The sequence below is a fragment of the Candidatus Yanofskybacteria bacterium genome, assembly GCA_016181175.1.
GTDB lineage: Bacteria > Patescibacteriota > Minisyncoccia > 2-02-FULL-40-12 > IGHO2-01-FULL-4-A > 2-01-FULL-44-17.
In genome coordinates this window covers 84,694-109,541 of the sequence record JACOZV010000004.1, presented here as the reverse complement: position 1 = coordinate 109,541, position 24,848 = coordinate 84,694, and the positions used below count along the sequence as shown (strand labels likewise).

The following is a 24,848-nucleotide window of genomic DNA, read 5'->3' as shown; positions in this document are numbered from 1 at the left end:
TGATTTTACAAAGTTATAATTAAACAATAGATTATTTGATTTTTTGATTTTCAATGCTCAAAAATAGAAAAAGTTTCATAATAATTTTATTAGCTGTTATTGCCAGCACCTTGGTCTGGTTTTTTTTGTTTTATAATAAGCCAGACAAACAATATGCGGTTCCCATTAAGTTAGACAAGATTCCTTCCTTTTTTGAGGATTTTCCTTTAGAAAAAGAGAATCTGCTTAGTAATTTTTACGTATACCGTCCGGGGCCCGTTGATAAGCAGTATACGATCGTTTATGAAACGGCCAAAAGTATGGATGAAGCCTTGAAGATATACAAAAATTATTTTAACGAACATGGCATCAGTTTTACCGAGGAATCTTCGCGTTCCAATAACGCCCCGATAGTATCAAAAATTTTGCAGGTCAATTCTTTGCCGAATAAAAACGCGCAGATTACGGTAATCGTCCAAAAAAGAGAAATAATTGACCAAATTCTGGTAACTTTAATTTATACGGCCAATGAATAATTTTAAAAATCACGGTTTAATTTTATTTCTAGCTGTTTCTGCGCTGATATTTTTTATTACACCTCATTTTGCCAGTGCCACGTCGCTTGTTGGCGGAAATTGCACCGTGCCACCCGGTGAAAATGATTGCATAACCTCGGTTACGGGCGATACAAATGGATTATCGGACGGTTGGGTGGGGCAATTGTATTATTGGTATTCTAAAACCGGTGTTGGGATATTGGACTCTTACGAATATCCACCAAACAGTTCTATATATAGCGAGTTTTTAACTGAAGTTAATCAATATTATGATGTTACTTTGGTAACTCATGACGCTAACTGGGACAACCGAGTGGATTATGGCCCTGTAACGATTCAGGCTTTTCCGGCGCCGACCCCAACCCCCACACCCACCCCCACTCCCACGCCCACCCCGACTCCTACGCCAACACCACCGCCAACTGCTACTCTTACCGTCAACGATTCAACTGATATTCTAGTTAATGTCAATACCTACGTTGAATATGAATGGGATTCTACCGATGCGGATTCGGGCAGTACCCAGCTTCAGATAAAAAACGCCTCTGGTGATAATATTTCGCAAGATGCTTGCGGTACTATCAGCGGTTCGTTTCCGGATATTTCCGGAACTTCGGGAAGTATTCCACCCAGTCAGATTGCCGATTGCCAAGCAAGTTATACTTACGAATTTACTTATACAGTTCAGGGGGGCGGTGGTTTTGCTTCAACAGTGGCAACGGTCAGGGTTGCCTCAACCCTTCCTACGCTATTGCACATAAATTGCTGTACCGACACTTTTTTTAGCGAGACGGACCATCCGTGGGCTATTTATACTACCGGTGGAGACCAGACCCAGTATGGCATTACAGGCGGTCCTCCCAACCATTACGTTTTGTGGAGTTCTACACTAAACGGCGTCCCTGTTATTGAAAATTGTTATTTGGGAAATGCGCCGGTGGGTTCTGACGGCACTCTTTGGGTGGCCGCCAGCGGATGGACGCCTGGGGACATGGGCAATTGGACTCAAACCGTAAACTTTACCGATGTTGAACCGCCACTGAATGCTTGCAACGTGGCTCCGACAAGTTCATCTTCCGCTTCCGCGACGTTTTCAGTTGAAGCTCATGTCGGAGTAACTTTTGATTCACTGATGGATAATGGGGCTGGGGAGTTTTCTTTTAGTGGTGTTTCCTTTACTTATAATTATGCTGTTCCATATTCCGACTGGCACAGGGAAATAATCCCAAGCGGTTTTTGGCGTCCTCTCATGAGGAATAATTGGTCTGCTTATTTTACTTCGCCACAGCCACCTTTGGGCGTTGGTTACGATTGGGCGGCAGTGTTTGGTTTTACTGACCCGGAAGGAAATAATATACAGAATGACGCATGGAGTGCTTTTCAATGTGTCGGCAGTAGCCCGGGTAAAGATAGCTGCGTAGGCACGGATTCCGACTCATTTATAGCTCATTTTAGGAATACCAGAATAAAAGTGATGTCAAATCAAAGTTCTTTGGATGGAACTTATACTATCACGCCTGTTTCTGGTAATTTGCCCCCAGCTAGTTCTAATACCTTAAACTCTTTTTATTATGGCATGTTGGGAGCCGGTGCGACATATACCCTGACCTATACTCCAGCAGCGGGTGAAACGGTTTCTTCGATTTCTGCCCAAAGCTGCATCGGCGGCTACCCAGTTGAGGGGAACGATCCTAATAATTTTTCACAAGGTTCTTGTTCTTCTACTTCGAATGACGGACCTGTAAGCCAAGTCATGGAAAGCGGAGGCCGGATTATTTTTACCATTTACACCTCCTCTGTCCCACCGCCCAATTCTTCTCCGTCTGTTACCTCGGTTACCGTTGCCGAGCCGGATTACTGTGTTTCAGGTCCGGCTGCCATTATTAACTGGATTTATTCTGATCCTGATGGCGATACGCAATCTGCCTATCAAGTTCAAGTTGATGATCAGGGCTCATTCCAGAACCCTGAAATTGATTCCGGCAAAGTTAGTTCCAGTGGAACTTCATATTTTGCCAGTCCGTTGCAGTTTGGCGTTACTTATAAATCAAGAGTCCGAGTTTGGGATTCTCAAGATGCAGTTTCCGGCTGGACGCAATCCCAATCTTGGAAAACTCCAAAACATGCTTATCCCAGCGTGAATTTTTCATGGTTACCGGCCAAACCGGTGATTGATCAACAGATTCAGTTCTCCGATCTGACCCAGTTTTTTGACGGTAGCAGTCAAGGACAGCGTGGCTGGAGCTGGGTTTTTGGAGATGGGGGATCGTCTACCATTCAGAATCCAACCCATGCTTATATAAGTCAAGGAATATACAATGTTACCGAGACGGCTACCGATAAAGACGGCTTTTCTTGTTCTCTCACAAAGCCTGTTGGTGTTGAACGTCCTATTCCAATTTGGAAAGAGGTGAGCCCCAAATAGAATCTAGAATCTAGAAAATAGAAGCAAAACGCCGTAAAAATTAAAAGCCCCAGGACAATATCCGGGCTTTTGTTTTACTCTAAAATGTGATAATTTTAAGTTGATTTTAGAGAAGAAATGCATAAAACAGAGGCTAAAAAAAGGATTGAGAAACTCAAGACGCTGATTAACAAGTACCGCTACCACCGGCTTGTTTTGGATAAGCCGATTATCGAAGAATCAGCCGAGGATTCTCTCAAAAAAGAACTTTTTGATCTTGAACAGCAATTCCCGGATTTAGTTACCGCGGATTCGCCAACTCAACGTGTTGCCGGAAAACCCCTTGGCAAATTTGAAAAATTTATCCATCCGGCCAGGATGTTCTCGTTTAATGACGCTTTTAACCGTCAGGATATGGAGGACTGGCTGGACAGGCTCAAGAGATTAGATCCGCACGCGGTGGAGGGCGGATTTTATTGTGAGTTAAAAATAGACGGTTTGGCGATCGAGTTAATTTATGAAGATGGCATGTTAAAAATAGGCTCAACTCGTGGTGATGGCACCGTGGGAGAAAACGTAACACAAAACCTTAAAACAGTTGAAGCCATCCCTCTTTCACTAAAACCTAAAACCTATAACCTAAAACCTGCCCTAATTGTTCGCGGCGAGGTATTTATAGGCAAAAAAGAATTTGAAGAAGTAAACAAGGAGCAAAAAAGGTCGGGTGTTGCTGTTTACGCTAATCCGCGCAATCTCGCGGCAGGTTCTGTGCGTCAGCTTAACCCAGCCGTTACCGCTTCGCGGCGGCTTGATTCATACGCCTACTCGTTGGTAAGTAACTTGGGCCAAAAAGTGCACGAAGATGAGCATAAGATCTTGCATAAACTTGGTTTCAAGACCAATCCTCACAATAAGTTTTGCCGCAACCTTGAGGAGGTACAGGAGTTTAGAGATTATTGGGAAAAGCACCGCGAGAGTCTGAATTACGAAATTGACGGCATCGTGGTGATAGTAAATGACAACAAAAAGTTCGGAAAACTGGGATCTGTCGGTAAGGCGCCGCGTGCCGCCATTGCTTATAAATTTTCGCCAAAAGAGTCAACAACCAAAGTTAGAGATATTATCGTTAGCGTAGGGCGTACCGGTGTTCTGACTCCAGTGGCCGTGCTTGAACCCGTGGAAATCGGTGGTACCACCGTGAGCCGTGCGACACTTCACAACGAAGATGAAATCAGGCGGTTGGACGTGCGCATTGGGGATACTGTGATAGTCGGCCGGGCCGGCGATGTTATACCAGACATCAAAAAAGTTCTCAAAGAGCTCCGTGATGGCCGAGAGAAGATTTTCCATTTTCCGGCAAAATGCCCGGTTTGTGGTGGGCCCGTTAAGCGTGTTACTGGTGAAGCTGCGCACAAGTGCATAAATAAAAATTGTCCGGCCATTAAGCGTGAGGCGATCTATCATTTTGTTTCAAAGAATGCCATGAACATAGATGGTGTTGGTCCGAAAATTATAGATCAACTAATGGATTCTGGACTTATTAAGGATATCGCCGACCTCTACACGCTTACCAAAGCCGATCTTTTAAATCTTGAACGTTTTGCTGAAAAATCAGCCCAAAATACGGTTGACGCAATCCAAGCGCGCAAGAAGGTTTCGCTGGACAGGTTTATTTTTGCTTTGGGAATTCCGCACGTTGGCTCGGAAACAGCAGTTGACCTTGCGCGTAAATTTGGCGTCTTGGAAAAATTGGAAAAAGCAAATGCGGACGAATTAAACAGCATCAAAGATATTGGCAATGTGGTTGCCAGAAGCATATATGATTGGTTTCGTAGCAATTATAATCAAAATCTTTTGGCAAAATTTAAGAAAACCGGCTTGCATATCCTCAAACAAGAATCGACTCAAAAATCGTCAAAATTAAAGGGTCTAACCTTTGTATTTACCGGTACGCTTGATACATTATCACGCGAACAGGCGGAGGAGATGACGCGTGAAAACAACGGTGATGTTTCGTCATTGGTTTCCAAGGAAACGAACTATGTTATTGCCGGTGCGGAGCCGGGCAGTAAATATGATCGTGCCAAAAAACTTGGCGTCAAGATATTATCTGAAAAAGAATTCTTAAATATGTTACAGTAATACCATGGCTGAAATTTCCAAAAAAGAAATAGAGCATGTGGCTAGTTTAGCAAGGATCAAATTGGCCGAGAAAGAAAAGCAAAAAATAGCCGAAGAGCTTGGGGCGATTTTGAGTTATATTGATAAGTTAAAAGAAGTTAACACAGATGATGCACGGTTGGTTACCCAAAACGCTGGGCTTGAGAATGTTTTACGGAAAGATGAACCCAGCACCACTTTGTGGCTACCCAAAGTGGTGCTGGGTGAATCAATGAAAAAGTCGTTGGAAGATCAAGTGGCTAAAGCTGTAAAACTTGTTGAAATGGCCCCGGACAGCAAGGGCAATTTTGTTAAAGTTCATTCCGTTATAAGTAATCGCGGGAAGTAGGATAATGTGGCACGAATTAAACTTATAACGGGGTAAAATCAATACCTAGTGAATATTAGTGATTACACAATTAAATCTATCAATGAGGGTTTGAAAAGGGGTGAGTTTTCGGTTGAGGAAATTACTGCAGAGTATCAAAAACTTGCCAAGAAAGAAAACCCAAAATTCAACGCGTATCTTTCAATTTTTGACCCTCTCCCAGATTCTAAATTTCGGACTCTTGTGTCTCCTTTAACTGGAATACCATGCGCGGTTAAGGATAATATCTTAATTGAAGGAGAAAAATGCACAGCGGCGTCAAGAATTTTAGAAAATTACATTGCGCCCTATGATGCAACAGTCATAACGAAGTTAAAAAATGCCGGAGCGGTTTTTCTTGGTAAGACGAATCTTGATGAATTTGCCATGGGTGCGACAGGGGAGAAATCCGCTTTTGGACCCACACTGAATCCTCACGACAATATGCGTGTTGCCGGCGGCTCATCAAGCGGATCCGGGGCGGCGGTTGCCGCAGGCCTTGCGGTTTATGCCCTCGGCTCTGATACAGGCGGTTCTATCCGTGCTCCAGCCGCTTGGTGCGGCGTTGTGGGCCTTAAGCCGACCTACGGACTGGTTTCACGTCACGGCTTAATTGCTATGGCTTCAAGCCTTGATCAAATCGGGCCGATCACCAAAACAGTTGAAGATGTGGCAATTGTACTTAACACCATTGCCGGACATGACCAAGCTGATTCAACCAGCATTTCGGTCGTGAGCTCAATGCCGAACAGCTCGTATCGTGAGTTGCCGGACTACACCGCCAATCTGAAAAAGCCGATAGCTGGTTTAAAAGTGGCTGTGCCTAAAGAATTTTTTACTGAAGGTCTGGACAGCCAAGTGAATAATTTGGTGCAGGCCGCAATTGCCAAACTTGAATTACTCGGTGCTCATGTTGATCAGGTAAGTTTGCCGATGATTGATTATGCGATCGCGACTTATTATATAATTGTGTCGTCTGAAGTTTCGGCAAATCTGGCAAGATATGATGGGATGAGGTATGGTCTATCGTCAAAAAAAGCAGAAAACTTGTTGGACACGTATTTAGAAACGAGAGCAAATGGACTGGGTGATGAAGTTAAGAGGAGGATTATGCTGGGAACTTATGCCCTTTCAGCGGGTTATTACGACGCCTATTACCTTAAAGCCCAAAAAGTTAGGGCCTTGATTAAAAAAGATTTCGACAGGATTTTTGAAAAATATGACGTTGTCGTTGGCCCCACGATGCCTACGGTTGCGCCCAAACTCAACGAACTTGATAATCCTTTGTCGGCCTATCTTGCTGATATCTACACCTCGCCGATAAACCTTGCCGGTTTGCCTGCAGTTTCCTTGCCGTGCGGTTTTGCAGAGGTGGTCAACAAAAAACTGCCAGTTGGTTTCCAGATAGTCGCCAAGCATTTTGACGAAGCAAGGCTTTTGCAAGTAGCATTCCAACTAGAAGAATCGTTGAAATAAAATATGACACAATTACCAGCCACAATTTCCGGCACAGACGTTTCTCCTCAATTGGCGCAGATTTTTGATACGGCCTTGAATTTTTTAAGCAATTTTGATTATCACGGACTTATTGTTGACATTAAAACGGTGGCGATAATTTTGACAGTTATTTTTGGAACAATTTTTGTGATAGTGATCCGCAAACTGTGGACTTTGGGCACATTGAAAGAAGAATTGGTTGGGATAAAAGGTGAATTTAATCTGCCGGTTGAAGCGGTAACGGCTTATGATAACCGTTGGCAGGAAATAAGACGGCACGTTGATTCTTTTGTTGAGGCCGAGTGGAAACTGGCCGTAATTGAGGCCGATAAATTTGTTGATGATGTCCTGAAAACCGCCGGTTTCGTCGGAGAATCAATGGGAGAACGCTTGATGCTCATCAAGCCAGATCAGATAATCAATCTCCAATATCTCTGGGATGCCCACAAACTTCGCAATCTGTTGGTTCACGACGCCAACTTCCGCCTGACCCACCAGCAGGCATTATTCGCAATTAATGCCTTTGAGTCGGTCTTAAAAGAATTAGCCGCGCTGACATAGTTTAAAAAATAAAAAACCCCACGTTTCTGCAGTGGGGTCGCGACTTATGCCGGCCGGGGCTTATGTGCTAGGGGGTCGCGATTGGCTGCCCGGAATACCTGCCTCCTAGACCTTGCTTATTGTAATTTAAGTATAGCAAATCGCTAGGGCATTGTCAAGTGTTTGGGTCAAAATTATCAAAAAACTTATATTTTAAGCCATTTTAATTCAAGTTTGGGGAGCCATTTTTCAAAAATTACAAACCCCAAGCCCATCAGCAGATGGGCGTGCGTTTAGCAACTAGATAATCAATACCGAGAGGATGTTATTTCGGCGTAGGCGAGGCTTTTTGTGAAAAATCCCGTAATCGGGTGGATTGAACAAAAAGAACTCGCGTAGCTGGTTATCGAGCTCTTCGGTATAGGTTGGTTTGTAATTTTGATACAACGAACACCATGCATCGTTCACAGATATTTTTTTATATTCTCCTTTCTTTTGTTCTCGGCATTTTTGCCGGTTCGTTTTTTAATATTTCAAAAATCACAGCTTTGGTTGCGGCCGTAATCTGCGCGGCGCTTATCGCCATTTTCTACCGTCGTGACTCCGGTTTGCTTAACGTCAAATTGGCTTTTGCCGCTTTCGTGACCCTTTTCTTTTTTGCTGGAGTTTTGCGTTATAATGCCGTTAACTCCAAGACTCACAATCTCCAAAAGTTTGCTGAAGCACAAGAACGGGTTGTAGATCCGCAGAACAAACATCCCATAAAAGTTACCATTTTGGGCTATATATCTAATGAACCTGAAGTCATCGGCAATAAGCAGAGGTTTTCTTTTTATGCGAAACAACTAAACGTGCCGCCATACATGGTTGTGGTCGAAGAGAGAGTTTTGATTACAACAGAACTCTATCCCAGGTATCAGTATGGTGATCAACTGTGGGTTTACGGCAATATTAAAAAACCTGAAAATTTTGATGACTTTGATTACATTTCTTATCTGGCTAAAGACAGAATATACACCACGCTTTTTTATCCGGAGATTAAAATTGCAGACAACTTAGGAGTTCAACTCCTAAGTAAGTATGAATATGCAAAAATCTTAATTTTTAAAAAAATCTTTGTCCTTAAAAAAACGTTTGAAGACTCAATTACCAGATCAATCGCCGAACCCAACGCGGTGTTTATCAACGGGATACTTCTTGGCAGTCGCTCACAGATTCCGCAAGACGTTAAAGACGATTTTTCTCGTACCGGCACCAGCCACATTCTCGCGGTGTCTGGTTACAATATTACGATAGTGGTCATGGTTATTTCCTCTTTTTTTATTTTGTTTTTAAGGAGGCAGACGGCTTTTTGGTTCTCATTAATTGGTGTGGCCATGTTTACTGTTTTGACAGGAGCGCAGGCTTCTGTGGTGCGGGCGTCTATTATGGGTTCTTTAGTTTTGCTGGCACAGAGAGAGGGGAGATTGAGTGATCCGCGCAATGCGATAACCCTTGCCGGCGCGGTAATGATTTTGATTAATCCAGCCATTTTGCGTTATGACATAGGTTTTCAATTGTCTTTCGCGGCGACGCTCGGACTCATCTACGTGTTTCCGGTCCTTGAAAAATATTTTACAAAACTGCCCAGGTTATTTAACTTGCGTGAAACATTTGCCATGACGGTATCGGCTCAACTCTTAGTTCTGCCGCTCTTGATTTACTATTTTAAAAATTTTTCTTTAACTTCGTTGCCTGCTAATATTATCATTTTGCCGACCATACCGTTTGCCATGCTTCTGGGCTTTATTAGTGGCCTTATCGGCATAATCATGCCGTTTTTAGGACAATTTTTCGGTTATTTTGCTTGGTTATTAACTACCATAGAGCTCAAGATTATTAAATTGTTGGCGGCGCCAAGTTGGGCTACGCTTGCGATTAGTTTTAGCTGGCCGATGTTGTTAGTGTCCTACTGTATTTTGGTATGGTTTTTGAGAAGTTTAACAAAAAAACAAAAAGTCCTTTCCAAGTGATGAACTTTTATGTTATGAGGAACTAATGCCAGCTTCACTGTCTTTGCGTAAGTTATCCAAACTTGAGTGGTCAGTTTTCATTTTCATAACTGCCGCTGTTGTTTTAAGTTTTGTCGCCGTTAATGCCGGGGCTCAAAGCGATGGCCTGTTGCATGTTTATTTTCTTGACGTAGGACAAGGTGATGCCGAACTAATAGATTTTAATGGCAACCAAGTGCTTATTGATGGGGGACCGGACGGCAGAATTCTGCAAGAGCTTGGCAGGATTATGCCGTTTTATGACCAATCAATTGATTTGGTTATACTGACACATCCTCATGCTGATCATGTTGCAGGATTAATTGAGATTTTAAAAAAATACGAAGTCGGACAGATAATTGAAAATTATACCTCGTATAATACGGCAGACTATGCCGAATGGAATAAAGAAAAATCTTCATTTATAACTACTCAAGCAGAAGCCGGACAAATTATTGACTTAGGCGGCGGGGCGAAACTTACAATTTTGTCTCCGCCCGATCCTGATGCTGATGACGCATCGCTTAGAAATTCGCATGATGCAATGGTGGTATTGCGCCTGGACTACGGCGACGACGGCATATTGTTTATGGGCGATGCCGAGGCCAAGATTGAATATAAGCTTCTGGCCAGTGGAGCCAGTTTAAGCGCCCAATTTTTAAAGATAGGTCACCATGGCAGTAAAACATCTACGACGGAGGATTTTTTGAAAACAGTTAATCCCGAGGTGGCTTTTATTGAAGTCGGAAAGAAAAATAAATATGGCCTTCCTTATCAAGGAATCTTGGATCGGCTTAAAAAATATGATATAAAATATTATCGGACGGATATTGATGGCGTGGTGGAATTAATATTGGATGGTCAAAATTATGAAATTGAGCTTGATGAATAATGCTTTCTATCACCGCTAGCAACCCCAGCGAGGTTGCGTCGCTCCGTTGAAAGCGTGGATTCACCTCGCAGTTCAACCATTATACTGCTCGGTGACCATGCAATCCACCCTTTCAACGGTGCTATAAGACATTATTCTTCAAGCTCAAAATAGTTAACTAAAACCATGATATTACAAAGAACACTAATTTTATTAAAACCAGACGCTCTAGATAGGGGAATAATAGGTGAGATAATCACCAGATTTGAACGTGTTGGCGTTAAGATTGTTGGTCTGAAGATGTTGGTATCTGAAAAAGATACTGCCATGAAACATTATACGGAAGACCTGGCTCAAAGGAGGGGGGAGACAATCAGACAAAGAATGATTGACATGTTAATTTCTGGTCCGATTGTTGCTTTGGTTCTTGAAGGTGTGGAGATGGTTGAAGTTGCCAGAAAAATGGTCGGTGCCACCGAACCCAAGGTTGCCGTCCCGGGTACCATCAGGGGGGATTATACCCATGTTTCATATGGCTATGCCGATGATAAAAAAATCGGAGTTTTCAATCTTATTCACGCCTCGGCTTCACCCGAAGAGGCAGAGGCGGAAATAAGCGTTTGGTTTAAACACGAAGAGTTGGTAAATCACAAGCCGTCGTATACGAAATTTACTCTAAAAGAAGATTAAAGCTTTTAAATTTTTTATAAATTTTAATATGGATAATAAATTTTTACACGAAGTGGCTATTACAGCAATTATCGTTAAAGACGGCAAATATTTGATTACTCGCCGTTCTTTCAACAAAAAACGCTTTCCTGGGATGTGGACTGTGCCCGGCGGTAAATTGGAAACAGATGATTACATAAACTTACCCAAAGACACGACTGACTATTGGTACAATGTTCTTGAAAAAGTTCTGCGGCGTGAAGTGAAAGAAGAAGTTGGTTTGGATATTACAAATATCGCATATGTGACAAGTTTGGCTACGGTGCATGGTGATGGCAATCCTTCGCTGGTCATTTCTTGTTTAGCCGATTATCAGTCTGGCGATGTTGTGTTACAGCCGGACGAAACCGATCAATTCCAGTGGGTTACACTCGAAGAAGCCGTAAATTACAAACTTATCGATGGTATATATGATGAATTACTAATGGCTGAAAATCAACGCAAGAGTAAAAAAACTGAATGGCAAAGATTTTGAACTAAAAAGCTCATTATAACAAAAACCGACCACGTATGGCCGGTTTTTGTTATAACATGTCGGGGTACCCGGATTCGAACCGGGACTAAATCCACCCCATGGACTCGTGCTACCGTTGCACTATACCCCGTGCCCTATTTTATTTTGCCAAGTGTTTTAATACACGAGGTGCAAATCATGATGCGTTTGCCGTCAATGTTGGCCCACTGCAGATTGGGATATTTGCGATAGCGATTTACGGGATTATAATGACCGCGCAAAAGTTTGCGTTTATTTGCCATCACCGGTTTTTTGCCGCAACGCGGACATCTGGTCATGGTTTACACATTAACTTAAAATTGCTAATCTTGCAAGTATATGTCATTGGTTATCGGATTATTTAATATAATCGTTGTCTTGTTTTCGGTTGTTTTACACGAAGTATCCCATGGCGTGATTGCTCATAGTATGGGCGATGATACAGCCAAAGACCTGGGCAGGATTACATTAAATCCCCTCAAACATCTTGATTGGTTTGGTTCCGTGCTTTTACCGCTCTTTACTTTTTGGGCCGGTGGTTTTGTTTTTGGTTATGCTAAACCGGTGCCATATAATCCGGCCAACTTGAATGATAGAAAATTTGGCCCGGCCAAGGTGGCTTTTGCGGGCCCTGCAGTTAATATAATAATTGCCATTTTATTTGGAACTTTGATAAGATTTTTGCCTGCATCTCTTGAGGCGACCGTATTGCCGCAACTCCTATCTTTTATTGTATTGCTTAATTTGACGCTCGCAATCTTTAATTTAATGCCAATTCCGCCTCTGGATGGCCACTGGTTATTACTGACATTTTTACCGGCTAGATTTACGGCGGTTAAGGTATTCATGTTGCGGTATAATTTTATACTTTTTATTATCTTTTTAATTTTTATTTTCCCTCTACTTTTTCCCTTGATTAATTTATTATTTAGGATTATAATTGGATAAAGGCGAAAACGCCTTTTAATGTAGCCTAATTGTAAAGATAAAATGCCTACAATAAATCAGTTATTAAAACATCCTCGTAGCAGGGCTAAAACGAAAACAAGATCGCCGGCTTTGTCGTTTGGTTTCAACAGCCTTGAGAATAAACCCATTTTTTTTAATGCACCTTTCAAGCGCGGAGTAGCGATAAAAGTTGGCACCATGACACCAAAAAAGCCAAATTCTGCATTGCGTAAATTTGCTCGTGTTAGATTGACTAATGGCATGGAAGTAACGGCTTATATTCCCGGTGTAGGACATAATTTGCAAGAACACTCTGTGGTTACATTGCGTGGCGGTAGAGTCAAGGACTTGCCTGGCGTCCAGTATCACATAGTACGCGGCCGCCTAGATTCCGCTGGAGTTGATGCAAGACGCAGGGGCAGAAGTAAGTATGGAGCCAAAAGACCCAAATAAAAATGCGCAAACCAATAAAGAAAAAAATAATAGTTGAGCCGGATTATAAGTACTCATCTCTTTTGGTTGTTAAGTTAATCAATAAGGTGATGAGTAGTGGCAAGAGGTCTACGGCGGAGAAGATTGTCTACGGGGCTTTGGAGCGCGCAGAAAAGGAAATTAAAAAACCAGCCCTGGAAGTGCTTGATATGGCATTGAATAACGCTGGGCCACAGCTTGAACTCAAGTCTCGCAGAATCGGCGGTGCTAATTATCAGGTTCCCTACGAAGTGAGAGGGGAACGTAAAATGGCGTTAGCTTTTAGGTGGATTATTGATGCGGCCCGTAGTCAAAAGGGTAAGCCGATGCAGGAAAAATTAGCTCAAGAAATTATCAATGCGTATAACAACACCGGAGTGGCGATAAAAAAGAAAACGGACACTCACAGAATGGCCGAAGCCAATAAGGCTTTTGCCCACTTTGCCTGGTAATGATTTGATTCAATAAAACACCGCGCTTGAGCGCGGTGTTTTATTTTTGAGCGTTGCTTGTTGATATTGACCCCGTTAGAAGTCGCTGCTGTGCAGCCTTATGCATAAGTTAAAACTGTTTCGGTAAACTTTTAAGTTATTAATAGTTGTTGAAAATAAACCAGTAAGGGCGACTTCTAACGGGGTTGACAAACTTTCAAATCAGCGGATGATAGTTATAACAACTGATTGGTTCAAGAAATGTAAGGAAGGCAATGTTTTTAACAGAAGAAAAGAGAGTTTTTTCTGAATTGGGTGAGTTCTTGGGCCGGTTCCTTAAAAAAAGAGGCAAAGACCCGCCTCTTGTCGTTACCTCAAGCCCAATACCCGTTAAAGATATTTTAAGCAGGCACAACCCAAAGAAGGGATTACTATTGTCGGGTATTGCCCACGTTATCGTGGTGGTGTGTGTTTTTGTTGCCGGAGAGTCTGGTCTTTTTAACAAAAAACCGGTAACTTCATCAGAAGTTTTTATAATTTTGCCTAATAATAGCGCAATCTATCTTCCGCAGACTAAAAAAACCGGAGGCGGTGGCGGTGGGGGCGATAGGTCGCCTCAGCCGGCAAGTAAGGGCAACCCGCCCAAATTCTCTTTAAAGCAATTTACACCGCCATCGGTGAAAATTAGAAATGATGTGCCAAAACTGGCTATGGAGCCGAGTGTAATCGTGCCCCCGGAATTAAAACAGCCGCCTGTCAGTCTTGGACCGCTGGGGGATATTTTGGGGAATATTGTTCTGCCGTCAAACGGTCCCGGTTTCGGCGGGGGTATCGGTACTGGCAGCGGCGGTGGAGTCGGATCTGGTACTGGTTCCGGCATTGGTCCCGGATCAGACGGTGGTATGGGCGGAGACGCGTTGGGAGTTGGCAACGGTGTGGAACCTCCGCAACTTTTAAAAAAAATTAACCCGGAATATTCCGACGAAGCTCGCAAGGCAAAACTTCAAGGCACAGTTATTCTTTACGTGGAAATAGATACCAATGGTAATGTCAGAAAAGTTTTGGTTCGCAGAGGTTTGGGTTTAAGGTTAGACGAAAGAGCGGTTGAAGCGGTAAAACAATGGAAATTTAAACCCGGAACCAAAGAAGACAAACCCGTTATTGTCAGCGTTATCATTGAGGTAATATTCAGGTTGCTTTAAAACAGGATGAAAATCCTGTTTTCATTTTGCCTAGTTTTGTTTTTTATAATACTATTAGGTTAAATGCGAACTCTAATTGCGGAAACAAAAAATAAGATTGGTGAAGATGCGGAGCTTTTTGGCTGGGTGCATGGCCGTCGAGATCACGGCAAAATTATTTTTATTGATTTGCGCGACCGATCCGGGGTTGTCCAGGTTGTTTTTACGCCGCAACAAAAAGAACTATACGAAACTGCGAACACATTACGCTCGGAATGGGTTTTGAAAATTATTGGCAAGGTGGCGGCAAGGCCGGAGGCGATGGTTAACGATGAAATAGAAACCGGCAAAATAGAGATTCAGCCTGAATCTTTGGAGGTTTTAAACCAAGCGGTTACTCCGCCATTTGCGCTGGATACTGATGGGCGGGAAATAGGCGAGGACCACAGGATGAAATACCGTTATCTTGATTTAAGGCGCGAAAGGATGCAAAAAAATATGATTTTACGCCACAAAGTAACAAAATTTATTCGCGATTACTTGGACGGAAGGGGCTTTATTGAAGTTGAAACCCCGATACTTACTAAATCTACTCCCGAAGGTGCGCGTGATTACGTGGTGCCTTCTCGCTTATATTCTGGTAAATTTTATGCTTTGCCGCAATCACCACAGCAATACAAACAGTTATTGATGGTTGCCGGTATCGAAAAGTATTTCCAGATTGCTCGCTGTTTTCGTGACGAAGATACCCGCGGTGACAGACAGCCGGAATTTACCCAGCTTGATTTGGAAATGTCATTTGTGGAACGCGAAGATGTGATGGTTGTGAACGAGTCCTTATTGATCGAACTGATTAAAAACATTATGCCCGATAAAAAAATTCAAGAAGTTCCATTTCCGCGGCTAACCCACAAAGAGGCAATGGAAAAATATGGTACTGACAGACCTGACTTGCGCGAGCATCCCGATGACCCTAACCTTTTGGCATTTTGCTGGATTATTGATTTTCCTTTTTTTGAAAAAACTGATAATGGCGAGTGGACATTCACTCATAATCCTTTTTCCGCGCCTAGGCCGGAGCATTCGGAATGGTTAATGGAAAAGAAAAATATCGGCGAGATTTTAACGACACAATACGACGTGATATTAAATGGTTTTGAAATCGGAGGCGGGAGCATCCGCAACCATCAAGCCGAAGCTTTGAAAAAAGTTTTTGAGATAATTGGGTTTGAAGAAGAAAGAACTGTCAAAAACTTTGGGCACATGCTGGACGCCTTATCCTACGGCGCGCCGCCGCATGGTGGTATTGCTTGGGGATTGGATCGGCTGGTGGCGGTATTGGTTGGAGAACCGAATATACGCGAAGTGATTGCTTTTCCCAAAACCGGTGACGCAAGAGATCTTATGATGGATAGCCCTTCCGAGTTGGAAGAAAAACAGCTAAAAGAACTGCATTTACAAATTAAAAAATGACGCTCGCCTCCGTCAAAAATTACAAACTTAATTAGCACAAAACTTTATTTACCGGCTACGCGCGCGTGTTTTGCTGGCCCTTCGGGACAGGCGCAAAACGCGCGCGCCTCCGCCGGTACATCCGTCGGGCTAGCACCTTTCTTATCAATCTATGAACGATAAAAACCGCCGATTGGTATCGGCTTGGGGTTTGTAATTTTTGACGGGGTTCGCTCTTCCAAGCTTAAATTAAATGAGGCCAAATGTAATCTTATTTACAATTGTTTTGGGCGGGTTGGTCAGTGGGGCGGTTTTTTTTATTTTCGGATATCCGGTAGATGTCCCAAACACCAACTTGGCGGTTCAACCGCCAAGTGAAGGACAACAAGCATTCCTTTTGCCGGTTTCAGAAATTAGCTATTCACCGGTCAGAGATTTTAATGTGCCGGAACCGGAAATCGAAGCTAGAGCCGCTGCTTTGGTTGACGTTAAATCCGGACGTTTTCTTTTTGCAAAAAATATCAACAAAAGATTGCCCATCGCTTCAATTACTAAGCTAATGAGTGCCATTGTGGTTTTAGAGAACTTGGATCTTAATCAAATTTTTTCCGTGCCGGTGGAGTCTATAAACGTGGATGGTAATGGTGCCGATCTTTTTAAAAACGAACAATTGCGCGTGGCTGATCTTTTTAAGATTATGCTTGTTAAATCGTCAAATGACGCGGCATTGACCTTGGCCACTGAAGCGCAAAAATTGGGCATCGATTTTGTTGCCAAAATGAATGAAAAAGCCCAAAACTTGGGTATGGCCAACAGCAAATTTACTGATCCGGCGGGTTTGGATGATTATGATGCTTTTTCAACTGCTTCAGATTTGATAAAATTGGTTAGTTACGCCAAAAGTTACGAGTTAATTTCCGGAACACTAAAAGCAACAACGATGGACGTGAGTTCTGCGGATGGCAGGATACCGCACCACTTGGTTAATACCAATCAATTGCTTAACCAGATTCGGGGGATTATAATCGGTAAAACCGGATATACGGACAATGCCCTTGGCACAATGGTTCTTGAGGTCGGATTAGACAACGTTGGCGACGGCCTCATTTCCGTAGTACTTGGTTCGCAGAATCGTTTTGGAGAAACCGAGAAGCTAATCGAATGGGGAAAGACAGCTTATAGCTGGGAATAAATGGCAGAAAATATTTTCACAATTTTTAATGTAGTTAGAGTTTTCGTGGTGGCGGCACTGGCGTTTTTTGTTTCCCTGGCGCTGACGCCGCTTTGGATGAAGATTCTGTATAAGTACAAGATGGGGAAACAACTGCGCGCTGAAGGCGCTCCGATTTTTAATCGGCTTCACAAGTCAAAGGAGGGTACTCCGACTATGGGCGGAGTTTTAATTTGGGTTACAGTGACAATTTTGACCTTGCTTTTCTGGTATCTTTCCAAATCTGTTGACGGTTTTTGGTCGCGTGTTAATTTTTTTTCTCGTGGTCAAACCTGGCTGCCGTTGGGTGCTTTGGCTGTCGCGGCGTTGGTTGGATTGGCCGATGACATTTTGGGCGTTATGCGCATCGGTCCTAAAGGCGGCGGGTTAAGGATGAAATACCGTCTGTTGCTTTACACGGTAGTGGCCGCAGGCGGCGCTTGGTGGTTTTTCTATAAGCTCGGCTTCAATTCTTTAAATATTCCGTTTCTTGGGGATTTTACCATTGGCTGGTGGTATATACCATTCTTTATTTTGGTTATTGTCGCCACTTCATTTTCTGCCAACGAAACAGACGGTCTGGACGGTTTGGCGGCAGGTACATTTCTAACCATGTTTGCCGCTTACGGCGCCATTGCTTTTGACCAGGGCAGGATGGATCTAGTGACTTTTATAGCGGCAATAATGGGCGCGCTGATAGCATTTTTGTGGTATAACATTTTTCCGGCCAGATTTTTCATGGGCGATACCGGCTCAATGTCTTTGGGTGTGGTGTTGGGCATTATTGCGATGCTTACCAATACGCCACTTCTTTTAATACCGATTGGGGCAGTATTCATAATTGAGTCGTTGTCGGTAATTATTCAGCTGTCATCTAAGCGGTTGCGGGGCAAGAAGATTTTTCTTTCCACGCCGATTCACCATCACTTTGAGGCCCGCGGCTGGCCAGAGACGCAAGTAACTATGCGATTCTGGATGATCAGCGCAATAGGAGCAATAATCGGACTGATAATTTTTTTGGTAGACTCAAAAATACCGCCATTGTTTTGAAACTTGACTATAAATTAATAAAATGTTAGCATAATTCTTATATCTATAAGTTGCTAGGGGGATGAGATGTTGCGAGCTCTGGATAGTAAGATCATTGAAAAACTTACAAAATTCAGCCATTGGTTCCAAAAATTAACCGGGCTGACATGCTATTTCTTTGCCAAAATGGGGATCTTTCTTGCCATTTTTGGAACATTTGTTCGGGTTATAAATTATTTTTTACCTTTTTTGACGGTTAAAAGCAACATGTTTGATATAGCCATTCTTATCTTTAGTGTTTTGATATTTGGTCCCTCGATTCAAAAATGCAACAAAGCAGAAGAGAACCTTTTTTCGTCAGAAGTTGTAAAGCTAGAAAGAAATAATTTTTGGTTCAGGATTTACTGTTTGTCTTGGGTAGTTTTTGAAATTATTTTTTTGCCATTGTATATTTATGAAACCCGCTACTTAATACTAGAAGTAGTTGCCAGAGTCGGTTTTTTTATTGGCTTGTCAATTTATAATTATTTTGTGGTGGTTGTCCCGCTTCCACCCGGCAAAAGCAAGGTTCGCAAATGGGTTGAAGGACTATTTGCACCCCAGCCACGGCTGGAACCTATTCCTGTTAAACGAGACTGCTAGGCTTGTTTGTCTTTACTGTCATGCCGCTTCACTGGAAGCGGTTTTTGTTTTTTTCAGCCATCTTTCCCAAACCAGAATTTTGCCGTAAAATTTAGTTAGTAATGTTTTGTGGCTGACCCCTTAAAATTACAAACCGGGAACCCCCGACTCCGCCAGCAGGCGGATGTCGGGGTGATTTTTATCACTTTTATAATTACTAAGAAGGGGATGTTATTTACCGGTGGAGGCGTGCGCGTTTTGCGCCTGTCCCGAAGGACCAGCAAAACACGTGCACGTAGCCGGTAGATAAATTTTTCTACCAGTTAAGTTTGTAATTTTAATAAATCGGCCTCTACCATGATGCAGATTTCCAAATCTGGTAAAACCTTGACGATACTGGTTTTTATTCTGATTGTTTTTGGTTTGGTTATGCTTTCTTCCGCTGGCGTAGTTGAAGGACAGAAACGCTTCGGTTCGCCTTCTTACTATTTTCTCCACCAGTTTCTCTATGGTGTTTTGCCTGGTTTGGCCCTCTTTTTACTTTTTTCCAGGATAAATTACAAATTTTGGAAAAAAATTGCTTTGCCACTTTTGGTTGCGGTAATCGGTTTGATGGTGTTGGTTTTCGTGCCGGGTATCGGCTATGGCTTGAGAGGGGCGCAAAGGTGGTTGGATCTAAAAATTTTTACATTCCAACCTTCGGAGGTGCTGAAGCTCTCACTTGTTATTTATCTGGCCGCATGGTTCAGCAGGCGAGACGGACGAATAGGAGAAAGGATACAATCATTGGCCCCGTTTCTGTTGGTGCTTGGTTTCGTTGGTGTTTTGCTATTATCCCAACCGGATATGGGAACGTTGGTTTTGGTTGCCTTAATTGCTTTGTCAATGTACTTTTTTGCAGGCGCCAAATTTTCTCACTTTGTTGTTTTAATTCTAGTCGCGGGTATTTTACTTGGCGCGCTATCGGTCGTTGAGCCGTATAGATTTGACCGACTTAAGGCCTTTTTTAATCCTTCGTCCGATAAACAAGATACTTCTTATCATATTAACCAGGCTCTTCTGGGAATAGGTTCCGGCGGTATTTTTGGCTTGGGGTTCGGCCAAAGCCGACAAAAAATAAATTTCCTTCCCGAACCGGTAGGCGACTCAATTTTCGCGATAGTTGTTGAAGAGCTTGGCCTTGTTGGCGGGGCTTTTCTTCTCTCGCTGTTTTTGGCCTTGTCGCTAGCCATGATAAATATTGCCAAGACCGTAAGCAATCAATTCGGCGAACTGCTGGTTCTGGGCGTAACAACTTGGGTTTGCGGCCAAGCGCTTATTAATATATTTGCCATCTCCGGCATGATTCCGCTTACAGGACTGCCTTTGCCATTTATAAGTTTTGGCAGTTCGGCTTTGGTATCTATTATGGCCGGTTTGGGAATCGTTTTAAACATTTCCAGGCACGGATAGGACTATCTTTCCTACTTTTGGCTGTTTTCAACATGCTTTGCCACCGCTTGGTTTACTGCTATAATTAAACATAGCGGTTGCGTCGAGAAACCGCGAGTTTTAAGTAAACTAATCAATCGGTTTAGGTTTTGAATAACCAATCAGCTTGGCTGATTAGTTCAAATTCCCAGACCATTTTTAAGATTTATGAAGAGAGTAGTTTCAACGACCGTTTCGTTGGCGATTGCGTTTTCGGCATTTACGGCTTTTGCAGATGACGTAAGCCCAACGCCGACTTCGACTCCAACTGTAATTGTCAGTCCCACTCCCAGTAAAACTCCCAAGTCAGACGAAAACAGGGGTCGTGTTAAGGCAGAAGAAAAAAAGCTGGAAGCCGAGGTCAAAAAGGAACAAAAACGAGTTGAGAAAGCCAGAAAAGAATCTTGCAAAGAACCGTTTGAGAGGGCAAGACAAGCCTGGAAAAATGCCAAGGAAGGAGCGCGAAAGGAATACTTAGCATCAATGGAAACCGCGCGTGCTGCCTGGAATGCTTCCGACAAAAGCAAGGATGCCAAGAAGAAATACCAGACTGCCAAGAAAACCATTCAAGTTAAATTTGCCTTAGATAAAAAAGCCGCAGAAAATGCATGGAAACTTGCAGAGAGGACTTATAAGGCGTGTAGGGCCAACAAACCAATGCCAACCTTTAGTCCGTCGGTAAGTCCTGCCGGATCGCCGACTCCCACAGCAACTCCTTAAATGGCCAGTAAATAAAAAAACTCCGAGTTTAGCTCGGAGTTTTTTTATTTTGGCTTAATGATTTTGTTAGCCTGGATTTCAATCGACTGGCCCTATTTTTTTTAATGGCATTTGTTTTGGCAGCCTTGTCTAGCGCCTTGTAAACTGCCGGCAATATCTGTTTTGCCTTATCAAAATCCTTTGCTGCGACAGTCTGTCTGAATTCCTTAACCAAAGAGCGGAATTTTGTTTTCCGCCTGGAGTTCTGAAGTTTTCTTCTTTTTGATTGCCTTAGGGCCTTTTGGGCCGACTTAGTTATTGGCATAATAACTAGCAATTTAACACACGTATTTATTTTTTGCAACAAAAATGCCCATAAGGTCATTAAATTTCTGACGGGTTGTTTTCAGTTTATTTTTCTAACCTTTAGAAAAATTGACTCAATCGCTGGATTTGCTACTATTAAAAGAGGCACTATGGCTATATAGCCCCATGGCTTTATAGCTTTTTTCTTTATTTTTACAGTAAATCAAAAATCAATGGCAGATTTTTTAATAGAAAAAATTAGAAACATTGGAATAATAGCTCACATTGACGCCGGCAAAACTACTGTTACCGAGCGCGTTTTGTTTTACACCGGCGTATCTCACAAAATCGGAGAGGTACACGAGGGCGAAACCGTAACCGATTGGATGGAACAAGAGCGTGAGCGCGGTATTACCATTACCGCCGCCGCGGTTACTTGCTATTGGGTGCCGACCGGTATGACCAAAAACAAAGACACCGAGCATCGTATTAATATTATAGATACGCCGGGCCATATAGATTTTACGGTTGAGGTAAAGCGATCATTGCGCGTTCTTGACGGTGCAGTTGTCGTTTTTGACGGCGTTGCCGGCGTAGAACCGCAATCGGAAACAAATTGGCGTTATGCCGATGAATACGGCGTGCCAAGAATTTGTTTTATAAATAAGCTGGATCGTCTTGGTGCATCTTTCGACCGTTCCTATAGATCAATTCTTGAGCGTCTAACGCCTAATGCTGTTCGTGTGCAGATTCCCGACGGTGAAGAGGATCAATTCCAGGGTGTCGTTAATCTTCTTGATATGAAGTATTTCAGATTTGAGGGTGAGCACGGAGAGCGTGTCGTTGAGGCTGAAATACCATCTGAAGACCTGCGCAAGCGAGCAGAATTATTGAGAGCCGAGTTAATTGAGAAAATTGTTGAACATGACGATGAGACAATGTCTGAATATCTTGAAGGCAAAGAAATTACAACCGAACGACTTAAGAAGATTTTGCGTAAGGCAACAATTGAAAATAAGCTAGTGCCCGTTTTTGCTGGTTCGGCTTTGCGTGATAAGGGCGTGCAGTTTGTTTTGGATGGTGTCGTGGATTATCTGCCTTCACCCGTAGACAAACCGCCAGTCAAAGGAATTGATCCCAAAACTAGCAGCGAGCTTAGCCGTGAACCAAGTGATGCTGCTCCGTTCTCTGCGCTAGCCTTCAAGGTTGCTACTGATCCATATGTTGGTCAACTAACATTTTTTAGAGTCTATTCAGGCGTGCTTATTGCTGGTTCCTATGTTCTAAATAGTTCTACTGGTCAACAAGAAAGAATTGGAAGAATCCTTCGTATGCGTGCCAATGACCGTGAGGAAATAAAAGAAGTTTTTACAGGAGGAATTGCGGCTACGGTGGGACTCAAGGCGACCAAAACCGGAGATACGCTTTGCGATCAGAACAATTCTATTATTCTTGAAAAAATAGTTTTTCCGGAGCCGGTTATTTCTTTGCGTATAGAGCCCAAAACAAAAGCAGACCAGGAAAAAATGAGTTTGGCACTCAAGAAGCTTTCGGACGAGGATCCGACATTTAGGATAAAGACAGACGAGGAGACAGCTGAAACAATAATTTCTGGCATGGGCGAATTACATTTGGATATTATTGTTGATCGTATGAAACGGGAGTTTAGTGTTGGTGCCAATGTGGGCCGCCCCCAGGTTGCTTATAAAGAAACAATCAGGGAAACAGCCCAAGCAGAGGGTAAATATATCAGACAGTCGGGCGGACGTGGTCAATACGGTCATGTTTGGTTGCGAGTTGAACCGCAGGAGCGTGGCGGTGGTTTTGAATTTGTTGATGCGATCAGAAGTGGTGTTATCCCGCAGGAATTTATCCCTGCCGTTGAGAAGGGTGTTCATGAAGCGTTGGATAAGGGCGTGATAGCCGGTTATCCTTTGGTTGATTTAAAAGTTACTTTATATGACGGCACCTACCATGAAGTGGATTCTTCAGAAATTGCCTTTAAGATTGCCGCAGTCATGGGATTGCAGGAAGCCACAAGACGCGCCAAACCAGTATTGCTAGAACCGATTATGAAAGTTGAAGTCATTGTGCCAGACAAATTCTTGGGTGAGGCCACAGGCGATCTTAACTCACGCCGAGGCAGAATTGAACAGATGTCCGACCGTTCACCGCTCAACCTCAAGGTGATTGATGCCAAGGTTCCTCTCTCGGAAATGTTTGGTTATGCCACCACAATCCGCTCTCTTAGCGAAGGCAGGGGGACTTACACGATGGAGTTTGACCATTATGAAGAAGTCCCGAATAATATCGCCGAGCAAATTAAAGAAGGCAAAAAATAGTTGCACGACACACTCCTTTTTGTTAAGGTTAATTGTAATGGCAGAGAAAAATAAAAAAGGCAAAATGACTTTAGATAAATTGGCCCTAATGGTAGGCAATGGTTTTAATGCTGTAGATAAGAGATTTGAGCAAGTAGATAAAAGATTTGAGCAAGTAGATAAAAGATTTGGGCAAGTAGATAAAAGATTTGGGCAGATAGATAAGAGATTTGAGGATATGGACGGCAGGTTTGATGTTCTTGAAAACAAGGTTGATCGTATAGAATCAGAGCTTATCGGAGTGGTAAATAAGGTAGAAAATTTGGATGTGTCGCTAAACAGAGAAATTAAGCAGGTTAAAAAGCGAGTTGATAAATTAGAAAACGCGGTTTTTGTCAAATCTTAATTATGTCAATTACATATATAATTTTAATAATCGTGGCTGTGGTGGTTTTGTGGTTGGCCGGGGCTTTTAACGCGCTAGTCAGATCGCGTAATCGTGTTAAAGAGTCATGGTCAGATATTGATGTCCAGTTAAAGAGGCGGTACGACTTAATTCCAAACCTTGTTGAAACCGTAAAGGGTTATGCTAGCCACGAAAAAGATGTTTTTGAAAGAGTGATAAAGGCGCGTTCTGCCGCTATGGGAGCGCATGGCGTGGCCGAGCACGGTCAAGCCGAGAATATACTGTCAGGTGCCCTTAAGAATCTTTTTGCTTTGACCGAAGCATACCCGACTCTGCGCGCTTCGGAGAATTTTGCTAAATTGCAGGATGAATTGTCCGATACCGAAAATAAAATCCAAGCTGCTCGTCGATTCTACAATACCAATGTTCTGACCCTCAATACCAAGATTGAGCAGGTCCCGACCAATATGGTTGCCTCAATGTTCGGATTTAAAAAAGAACAGTTTTTCGAGCTTGGCAATTCCGCCGAAAAAGAACCGGTGAAGGTTAGCTTTTAATTTCATCAAAAATTACAAACTGAAACAGCAAAATAGTTTATTTTCCGGCTACGCGCGCGTGTTTTGCTGGCCCTTCGGGACAGGCGCAAAACGCGCGCGCCTCCGCCGGGAAACTCGCT

25 protein-coding genes and 1 tRNA gene are annotated in these 24,848 nt (G+C 43.0%); 23 read left to right on the top strand and 3 right to left on the bottom strand.

Going from position 1 to position 24,848, the window contains the following annotated elements; genetic code table 11:
- Positions 1-53 precede the first annotated feature (53 nt).
- The 10 genes from HYT61_03870 to HYT61_03825 all read left to right on the top strand — a co-directional run bounded on the left by HYT61_03870 (position 54) and on the right by HYT61_03825 (position 11,609).
- On the top strand, positions 54-515 hold the full coding sequence (locus HYT61_03870) for a hypothetical protein (GenBank protein ID MBI2063341.1): 462 nt from the start codon (positions 54-56) through the stop codon (positions 513-515).
- Entirely contained in the window at positions 508-2,961 is a 2,454-nt protein-coding gene (locus HYT61_03865) for a PKD domain-containing protein (protein MBI2063340.1), read from the top strand. Before HYT61_03870 ends, HYT61_03865 begins: the two co-directional genes overlap by 8 nt.
- Before the next feature lie 117 nt (positions 2,962-3,078).
- Positions 3,079-5,082, top strand: coding sequence for an NAD-dependent DNA ligase LigA (ligA, locus tag HYT61_03860; protein MBI2063339.1), 2,004 nt, complete (start codon positions 3,079-3,081; stop codon positions 5,080-5,082).
- A gap of 4 nt (positions 5,083-5,086) precedes the next feature.
- Positions 5,087-5,449: an Asp-tRNA(Asn)/Glu-tRNA(Gln) amidotransferase subunit GatC gene (gene gatC, locus HYT61_03855; protein ID MBI2063338.1), complete on the top strand. Its 363-nt coding sequence runs from the start codon at positions 5,087-5,089 to the stop codon at positions 5,447-5,449.
- Positions 5,450-5,497: 48 nt separating this feature from the next.
- Positions 5,498-6,943 carry an Asp-tRNA(Asn)/Glu-tRNA(Gln) amidotransferase subunit GatA gene (gatA, locus tag HYT61_03850; protein MBI2063337.1) on the top strand — a complete coding sequence of 482 codons (1,446 nt, stop codon included), beginning with the start codon at positions 5,498-5,500 and terminating at the stop codon, positions 6,941-6,943.
- 3 nt (positions 6,944-6,946) lie between these two features.
- A complete protein-coding gene (locus HYT61_03845; protein ID MBI2063336.1) occupies positions 6,947-7,525 on the top strand; it encodes a hypothetical protein in 579 nt (192 codons plus the stop codon).
- Positions 7,526-7,959: 434 nt separating this feature from the next.
- Positions 7,960-9,516 carry a ComEC family competence protein gene (locus tag HYT61_03840; protein ID MBI2063335.1) on the top strand — a complete coding sequence of 519 codons (1,557 nt, stop codon included), beginning with the start codon at positions 7,960-7,962 and terminating at the stop codon, positions 9,514-9,516.
- A 25-nt stretch (positions 9,517-9,541) separates the two neighbouring features.
- Positions 9,542-10,426 carry an MBL fold metallo-hydrolase gene (locus tag HYT61_03835; protein ID MBI2063334.1) on the top strand — a complete coding sequence of 295 codons (885 nt, stop codon included), beginning with the start codon at positions 9,542-9,544 and terminating at the stop codon, positions 10,424-10,426.
- A gap of 165 nt (positions 10,427-10,591) precedes the next feature.
- Positions 10,592-11,095: a nucleoside-diphosphate kinase gene (locus HYT61_03830; protein MBI2063333.1), complete on the top strand. Its 504-nt coding sequence runs from the start codon at positions 10,592-10,594 to the stop codon at positions 11,093-11,095.
- A 28-nt stretch (positions 11,096-11,123) separates the two neighbouring features.
- Entirely contained in the window at positions 11,124-11,609 is a 486-nt protein-coding gene (locus HYT61_03825) for an NUDIX domain-containing protein (GenBank protein MBI2063332.1), read from the top strand.
- Between the two features lie 59 nt (positions 11,610-11,668).
- Here HYT61_03825 and HYT61_03820 read toward each other — a convergent pair.
- Positions 11,669-11,739: transfer RNA gene (locus tag HYT61_03820), tRNA-Pro, on the bottom strand.
- A gap of 4 nt (positions 11,740-11,743) precedes the next feature.
- On the bottom strand, positions 11,744-11,926 hold the full coding sequence (locus HYT61_03815; protein MBI2063331.1) for a 50S ribosomal protein L28: 183 nt from the start codon (positions 11,924-11,926) through the stop codon (positions 11,744-11,746).
- Between the two features lie 40 nt (positions 11,927-11,966).
- On the opposite strand from HYT61_03815, the gene HYT61_03810 reads away from it, so the two are divergent.
- The 10 genes from HYT61_03810 to HYT61_03765 all read left to right on the top strand — a co-directional run bounded on the left by HYT61_03810 (position 11,967) and on the right by HYT61_03765 (position 21,160).
- Positions 11,967-12,575 carry a site-2 protease family protein gene (locus tag HYT61_03810; protein ID MBI2063330.1) on the top strand — a complete coding sequence of 203 codons (609 nt, stop codon included), beginning with the start codon at positions 11,967-11,969 and terminating at the stop codon, positions 12,573-12,575.
- Positions 12,576-12,617: 42 nt separating this feature from the next.
- Entirely contained in the window at positions 12,618-13,028 is a 411-nt protein-coding gene (rpsL, locus tag HYT61_03805) for a 30S ribosomal protein S12 (protein ID MBI2063329.1), read from the top strand.
- 2 nt (positions 13,029-13,030) lie between these two features.
- Complete coding sequence (rpsG, locus tag HYT61_03800; protein MBI2063328.1) at positions 13,031-13,498, top strand: 30S ribosomal protein S7; 468 nt, start codon at positions 13,031-13,033, stop codon at positions 13,496-13,498.
- Between the two features lie 254 nt (positions 13,499-13,752).
- Complete coding sequence (locus HYT61_03795; protein MBI2063327.1) at positions 13,753-14,679, top strand: energy transducer TonB; 927 nt, start codon at positions 13,753-13,755, stop codon at positions 14,677-14,679.
- 63 nt (positions 14,680-14,742) lie between these two features.
- Positions 14,743-16,131 carry an aspartate--tRNA ligase gene (aspS, locus tag HYT61_03790; protein MBI2063326.1) on the top strand — a complete coding sequence of 463 codons (1,389 nt, stop codon included), beginning with the start codon at positions 14,743-14,745 and terminating at the stop codon, positions 16,129-16,131.
- A 232-nt stretch (positions 16,132-16,363) separates the two neighbouring features.
- A complete protein-coding gene (locus HYT61_03785) occupies positions 16,364-17,302 on the top strand; it encodes a D-alanyl-D-alanine carboxypeptidase (protein MBI2063325.1) in 939 nt (312 codons plus the stop codon).
- Complete coding sequence (mraY, locus tag HYT61_03780) at positions 17,303-18,370, top strand: phospho-N-acetylmuramoyl-pentapeptide-transferase (protein ID MBI2063324.1); 1,068 nt, start codon at positions 17,303-17,305, stop codon at positions 18,368-18,370.
- A gap of 66 nt (positions 18,371-18,436) precedes the next feature.
- Positions 18,437-18,991: a hypothetical protein gene (locus tag HYT61_03775; protein ID MBI2063323.1), complete on the top strand. Its 555-nt coding sequence runs from the start codon at positions 18,437-18,439 to the stop codon at positions 18,989-18,991.
- A 336-nt stretch (positions 18,992-19,327) separates the two neighbouring features.
- Entirely contained in the window at positions 19,328-20,422 is a 1,095-nt protein-coding gene (gene ftsW / locus HYT61_03770; protein MBI2063322.1) for a putative lipid II flippase FtsW, read from the top strand.
- Positions 20,423-20,608: 186 nt separating this feature from the next.
- Positions 20,609-21,160, top strand: coding sequence for a hypothetical protein (locus tag HYT61_03765; GenBank protein MBI2063321.1), 552 nt, complete (start codon positions 20,609-20,611; stop codon positions 21,158-21,160).
- Positions 21,161-21,188: 28 nt separating this feature from the next.
- On the opposite strand, the gene rpsT is transcribed toward HYT61_03765, so the two are convergent.
- Positions 21,189-21,464 carry a 30S ribosomal protein S20 gene (gene rpsT / locus HYT61_03760; GenBank protein MBI2063320.1) on the bottom strand — a complete coding sequence of 92 codons (276 nt, stop codon included), beginning with the start codon at positions 21,462-21,464 and terminating at the stop codon, positions 21,189-21,191.
- A 214-nt stretch (positions 21,465-21,678) separates the two neighbouring features.
- On the opposite strand from rpsT, the gene fusA reads away from it, so the two are divergent.
- The 3 genes from fusA to HYT61_03745 are packed head-to-tail and all read left to right on the top strand — an operon-like array spanning position 21,679 to position 24,729.
- Positions 21,679-23,787 carry an elongation factor G gene (gene fusA, locus HYT61_03755; GenBank protein MBI2063319.1) on the top strand — a complete coding sequence of 703 codons (2,109 nt, stop codon included), beginning with the start codon at positions 21,679-21,681 and terminating at the stop codon, positions 23,785-23,787.
- Positions 23,788-23,824: 37 nt separating this feature from the next.
- Complete coding sequence (locus tag HYT61_03750) at positions 23,825-24,172, top strand: hypothetical protein (GenBank protein MBI2063318.1); 348 nt, start codon at positions 23,825-23,827, stop codon at positions 24,170-24,172.
- Positions 24,173-24,174: 2 nt separating this feature from the next.
- Complete coding sequence (locus HYT61_03745; GenBank protein MBI2063317.1) at positions 24,175-24,729, top strand: LemA family protein; 555 nt, start codon at positions 24,175-24,177, stop codon at positions 24,727-24,729.
- Positions 24,730-24,848 lie beyond the last annotated feature (119 nt).

Excerpts from the sequence above, each read along its gene's own strand:
- HYT61_03870 (MBI2063341.1), top strand. The coding sequence starts at position 54 with ATGCTCAAAAATAGAAAAAGTTTCATAATAATTTTATTAGCTGTTATT.
- HYT61_03865 (MBI2063340.1), top strand. The coding sequence starts at position 508 with ATGAATAATTTTAAAAATCACGGTTTAATTTTATTTCTAGCTGTTTCT.
- ligA (MBI2063339.1), top strand. The coding sequence starts at position 3,079 with ATGCATAAAACAGAGGCTAAAAAAAGGATTGAGAAACTCAAGACGCTG.
- gatC (MBI2063338.1), top strand. The coding sequence starts at position 5,087 with ATGGCTGAAATTTCCAAAAAAGAAATAGAGCATGTGGCTAGTTTAGCA.
- HYT61_03845 (MBI2063336.1), top strand. The coding sequence starts at position 6,947 with ATGACACAATTACCAGCCACAATTTCCGGCACAGACGTTTCTCCTCAA.
- HYT61_03840 (MBI2063335.1), top strand. The coding sequence starts at position 7,960 with ATGCATCGTTCACAGATATTTTTTTATATTCTCCTTTCTTTTGTTCTC.
- HYT61_03835 (MBI2063334.1), top strand. The coding sequence starts at position 9,542 with ATGCCAGCTTCACTGTCTTTGCGTAAGTTATCCAAACTTGAGTGGTCA.
- HYT61_03830 (MBI2063333.1), top strand. The coding sequence starts at position 10,592 with ATGATATTACAAAGAACACTAATTTTATTAAAACCAGACGCTCTAGAT.
- HYT61_03825 (MBI2063332.1), top strand. The coding sequence starts at position 11,124 with ATGGATAATAAATTTTTACACGAAGTGGCTATTACAGCAATTATCGTT.
- HYT61_03815 (MBI2063331.1), bottom strand. The coding sequence starts at position 11,926 with ATGACCAGATGTCCGCGTTGCGGCAAAAAACCGGTGATGGCAAATAAA.
- HYT61_03810 (MBI2063330.1), top strand. The coding sequence starts at position 11,967 with ATGTCATTGGTTATCGGATTATTTAATATAATCGTTGTCTTGTTTTCG.
- rpsL (MBI2063329.1), top strand. The coding sequence starts at position 12,618 with ATGCCTACAATAAATCAGTTATTAAAACATCCTCGTAGCAGGGCTAAA.
- rpsG (MBI2063328.1), top strand. The coding sequence starts at position 13,031 with ATGCGCAAACCAATAAAGAAAAAAATAATAGTTGAGCCGGATTATAAG.
- HYT61_03795 (MBI2063327.1), top strand. The coding sequence starts at position 13,753 with ATGTTTTTAACAGAAGAAAAGAGAGTTTTTTCTGAATTGGGTGAGTTC.
- aspS (MBI2063326.1), top strand. The coding sequence starts at position 14,743 with ATGCGAACTCTAATTGCGGAAACAAAAAATAAGATTGGTGAAGATGCG.
- HYT61_03785 (MBI2063325.1), top strand. The coding sequence starts at position 16,364 with ATGAGGCCAAATGTAATCTTATTTACAATTGTTTTGGGCGGGTTGGTC.
- mraY (MBI2063324.1), top strand. The coding sequence starts at position 17,303 with ATGGCAGAAAATATTTTCACAATTTTTAATGTAGTTAGAGTTTTCGTG.
- HYT61_03775 (MBI2063323.1), top strand. The coding sequence starts at position 18,437 with ATGTTGCGAGCTCTGGATAGTAAGATCATTGAAAAACTTACAAAATTC.
- ftsW (MBI2063322.1), top strand. The coding sequence starts at position 19,328 with ATGATGCAGATTTCCAAATCTGGTAAAACCTTGACGATACTGGTTTTT.
- HYT61_03765 (MBI2063321.1), top strand. The coding sequence starts at position 20,609 with ATGAAGAGAGTAGTTTCAACGACCGTTTCGTTGGCGATTGCGTTTTCG.
- rpsT (MBI2063320.1), bottom strand. The coding sequence starts at position 21,464 with ATGCCAATAACTAAGTCGGCCCAAAAGGCCCTAAGGCAATCAAAAAGA.
- fusA (MBI2063319.1), top strand. The coding sequence starts at position 21,679 with ATGGCAGATTTTTTAATAGAAAAAATTAGAAACATTGGAATAATAGCT.
- HYT61_03750 (MBI2063318.1), top strand. The coding sequence starts at position 23,825 with ATGGCAGAGAAAAATAAAAAAGGCAAAATGACTTTAGATAAATTGGCC.
- HYT61_03745 (MBI2063317.1), top strand. The coding sequence starts at position 24,175 with ATGTCAATTACATATATAATTTTAATAATCGTGGCTGTGGTGGTTTTG.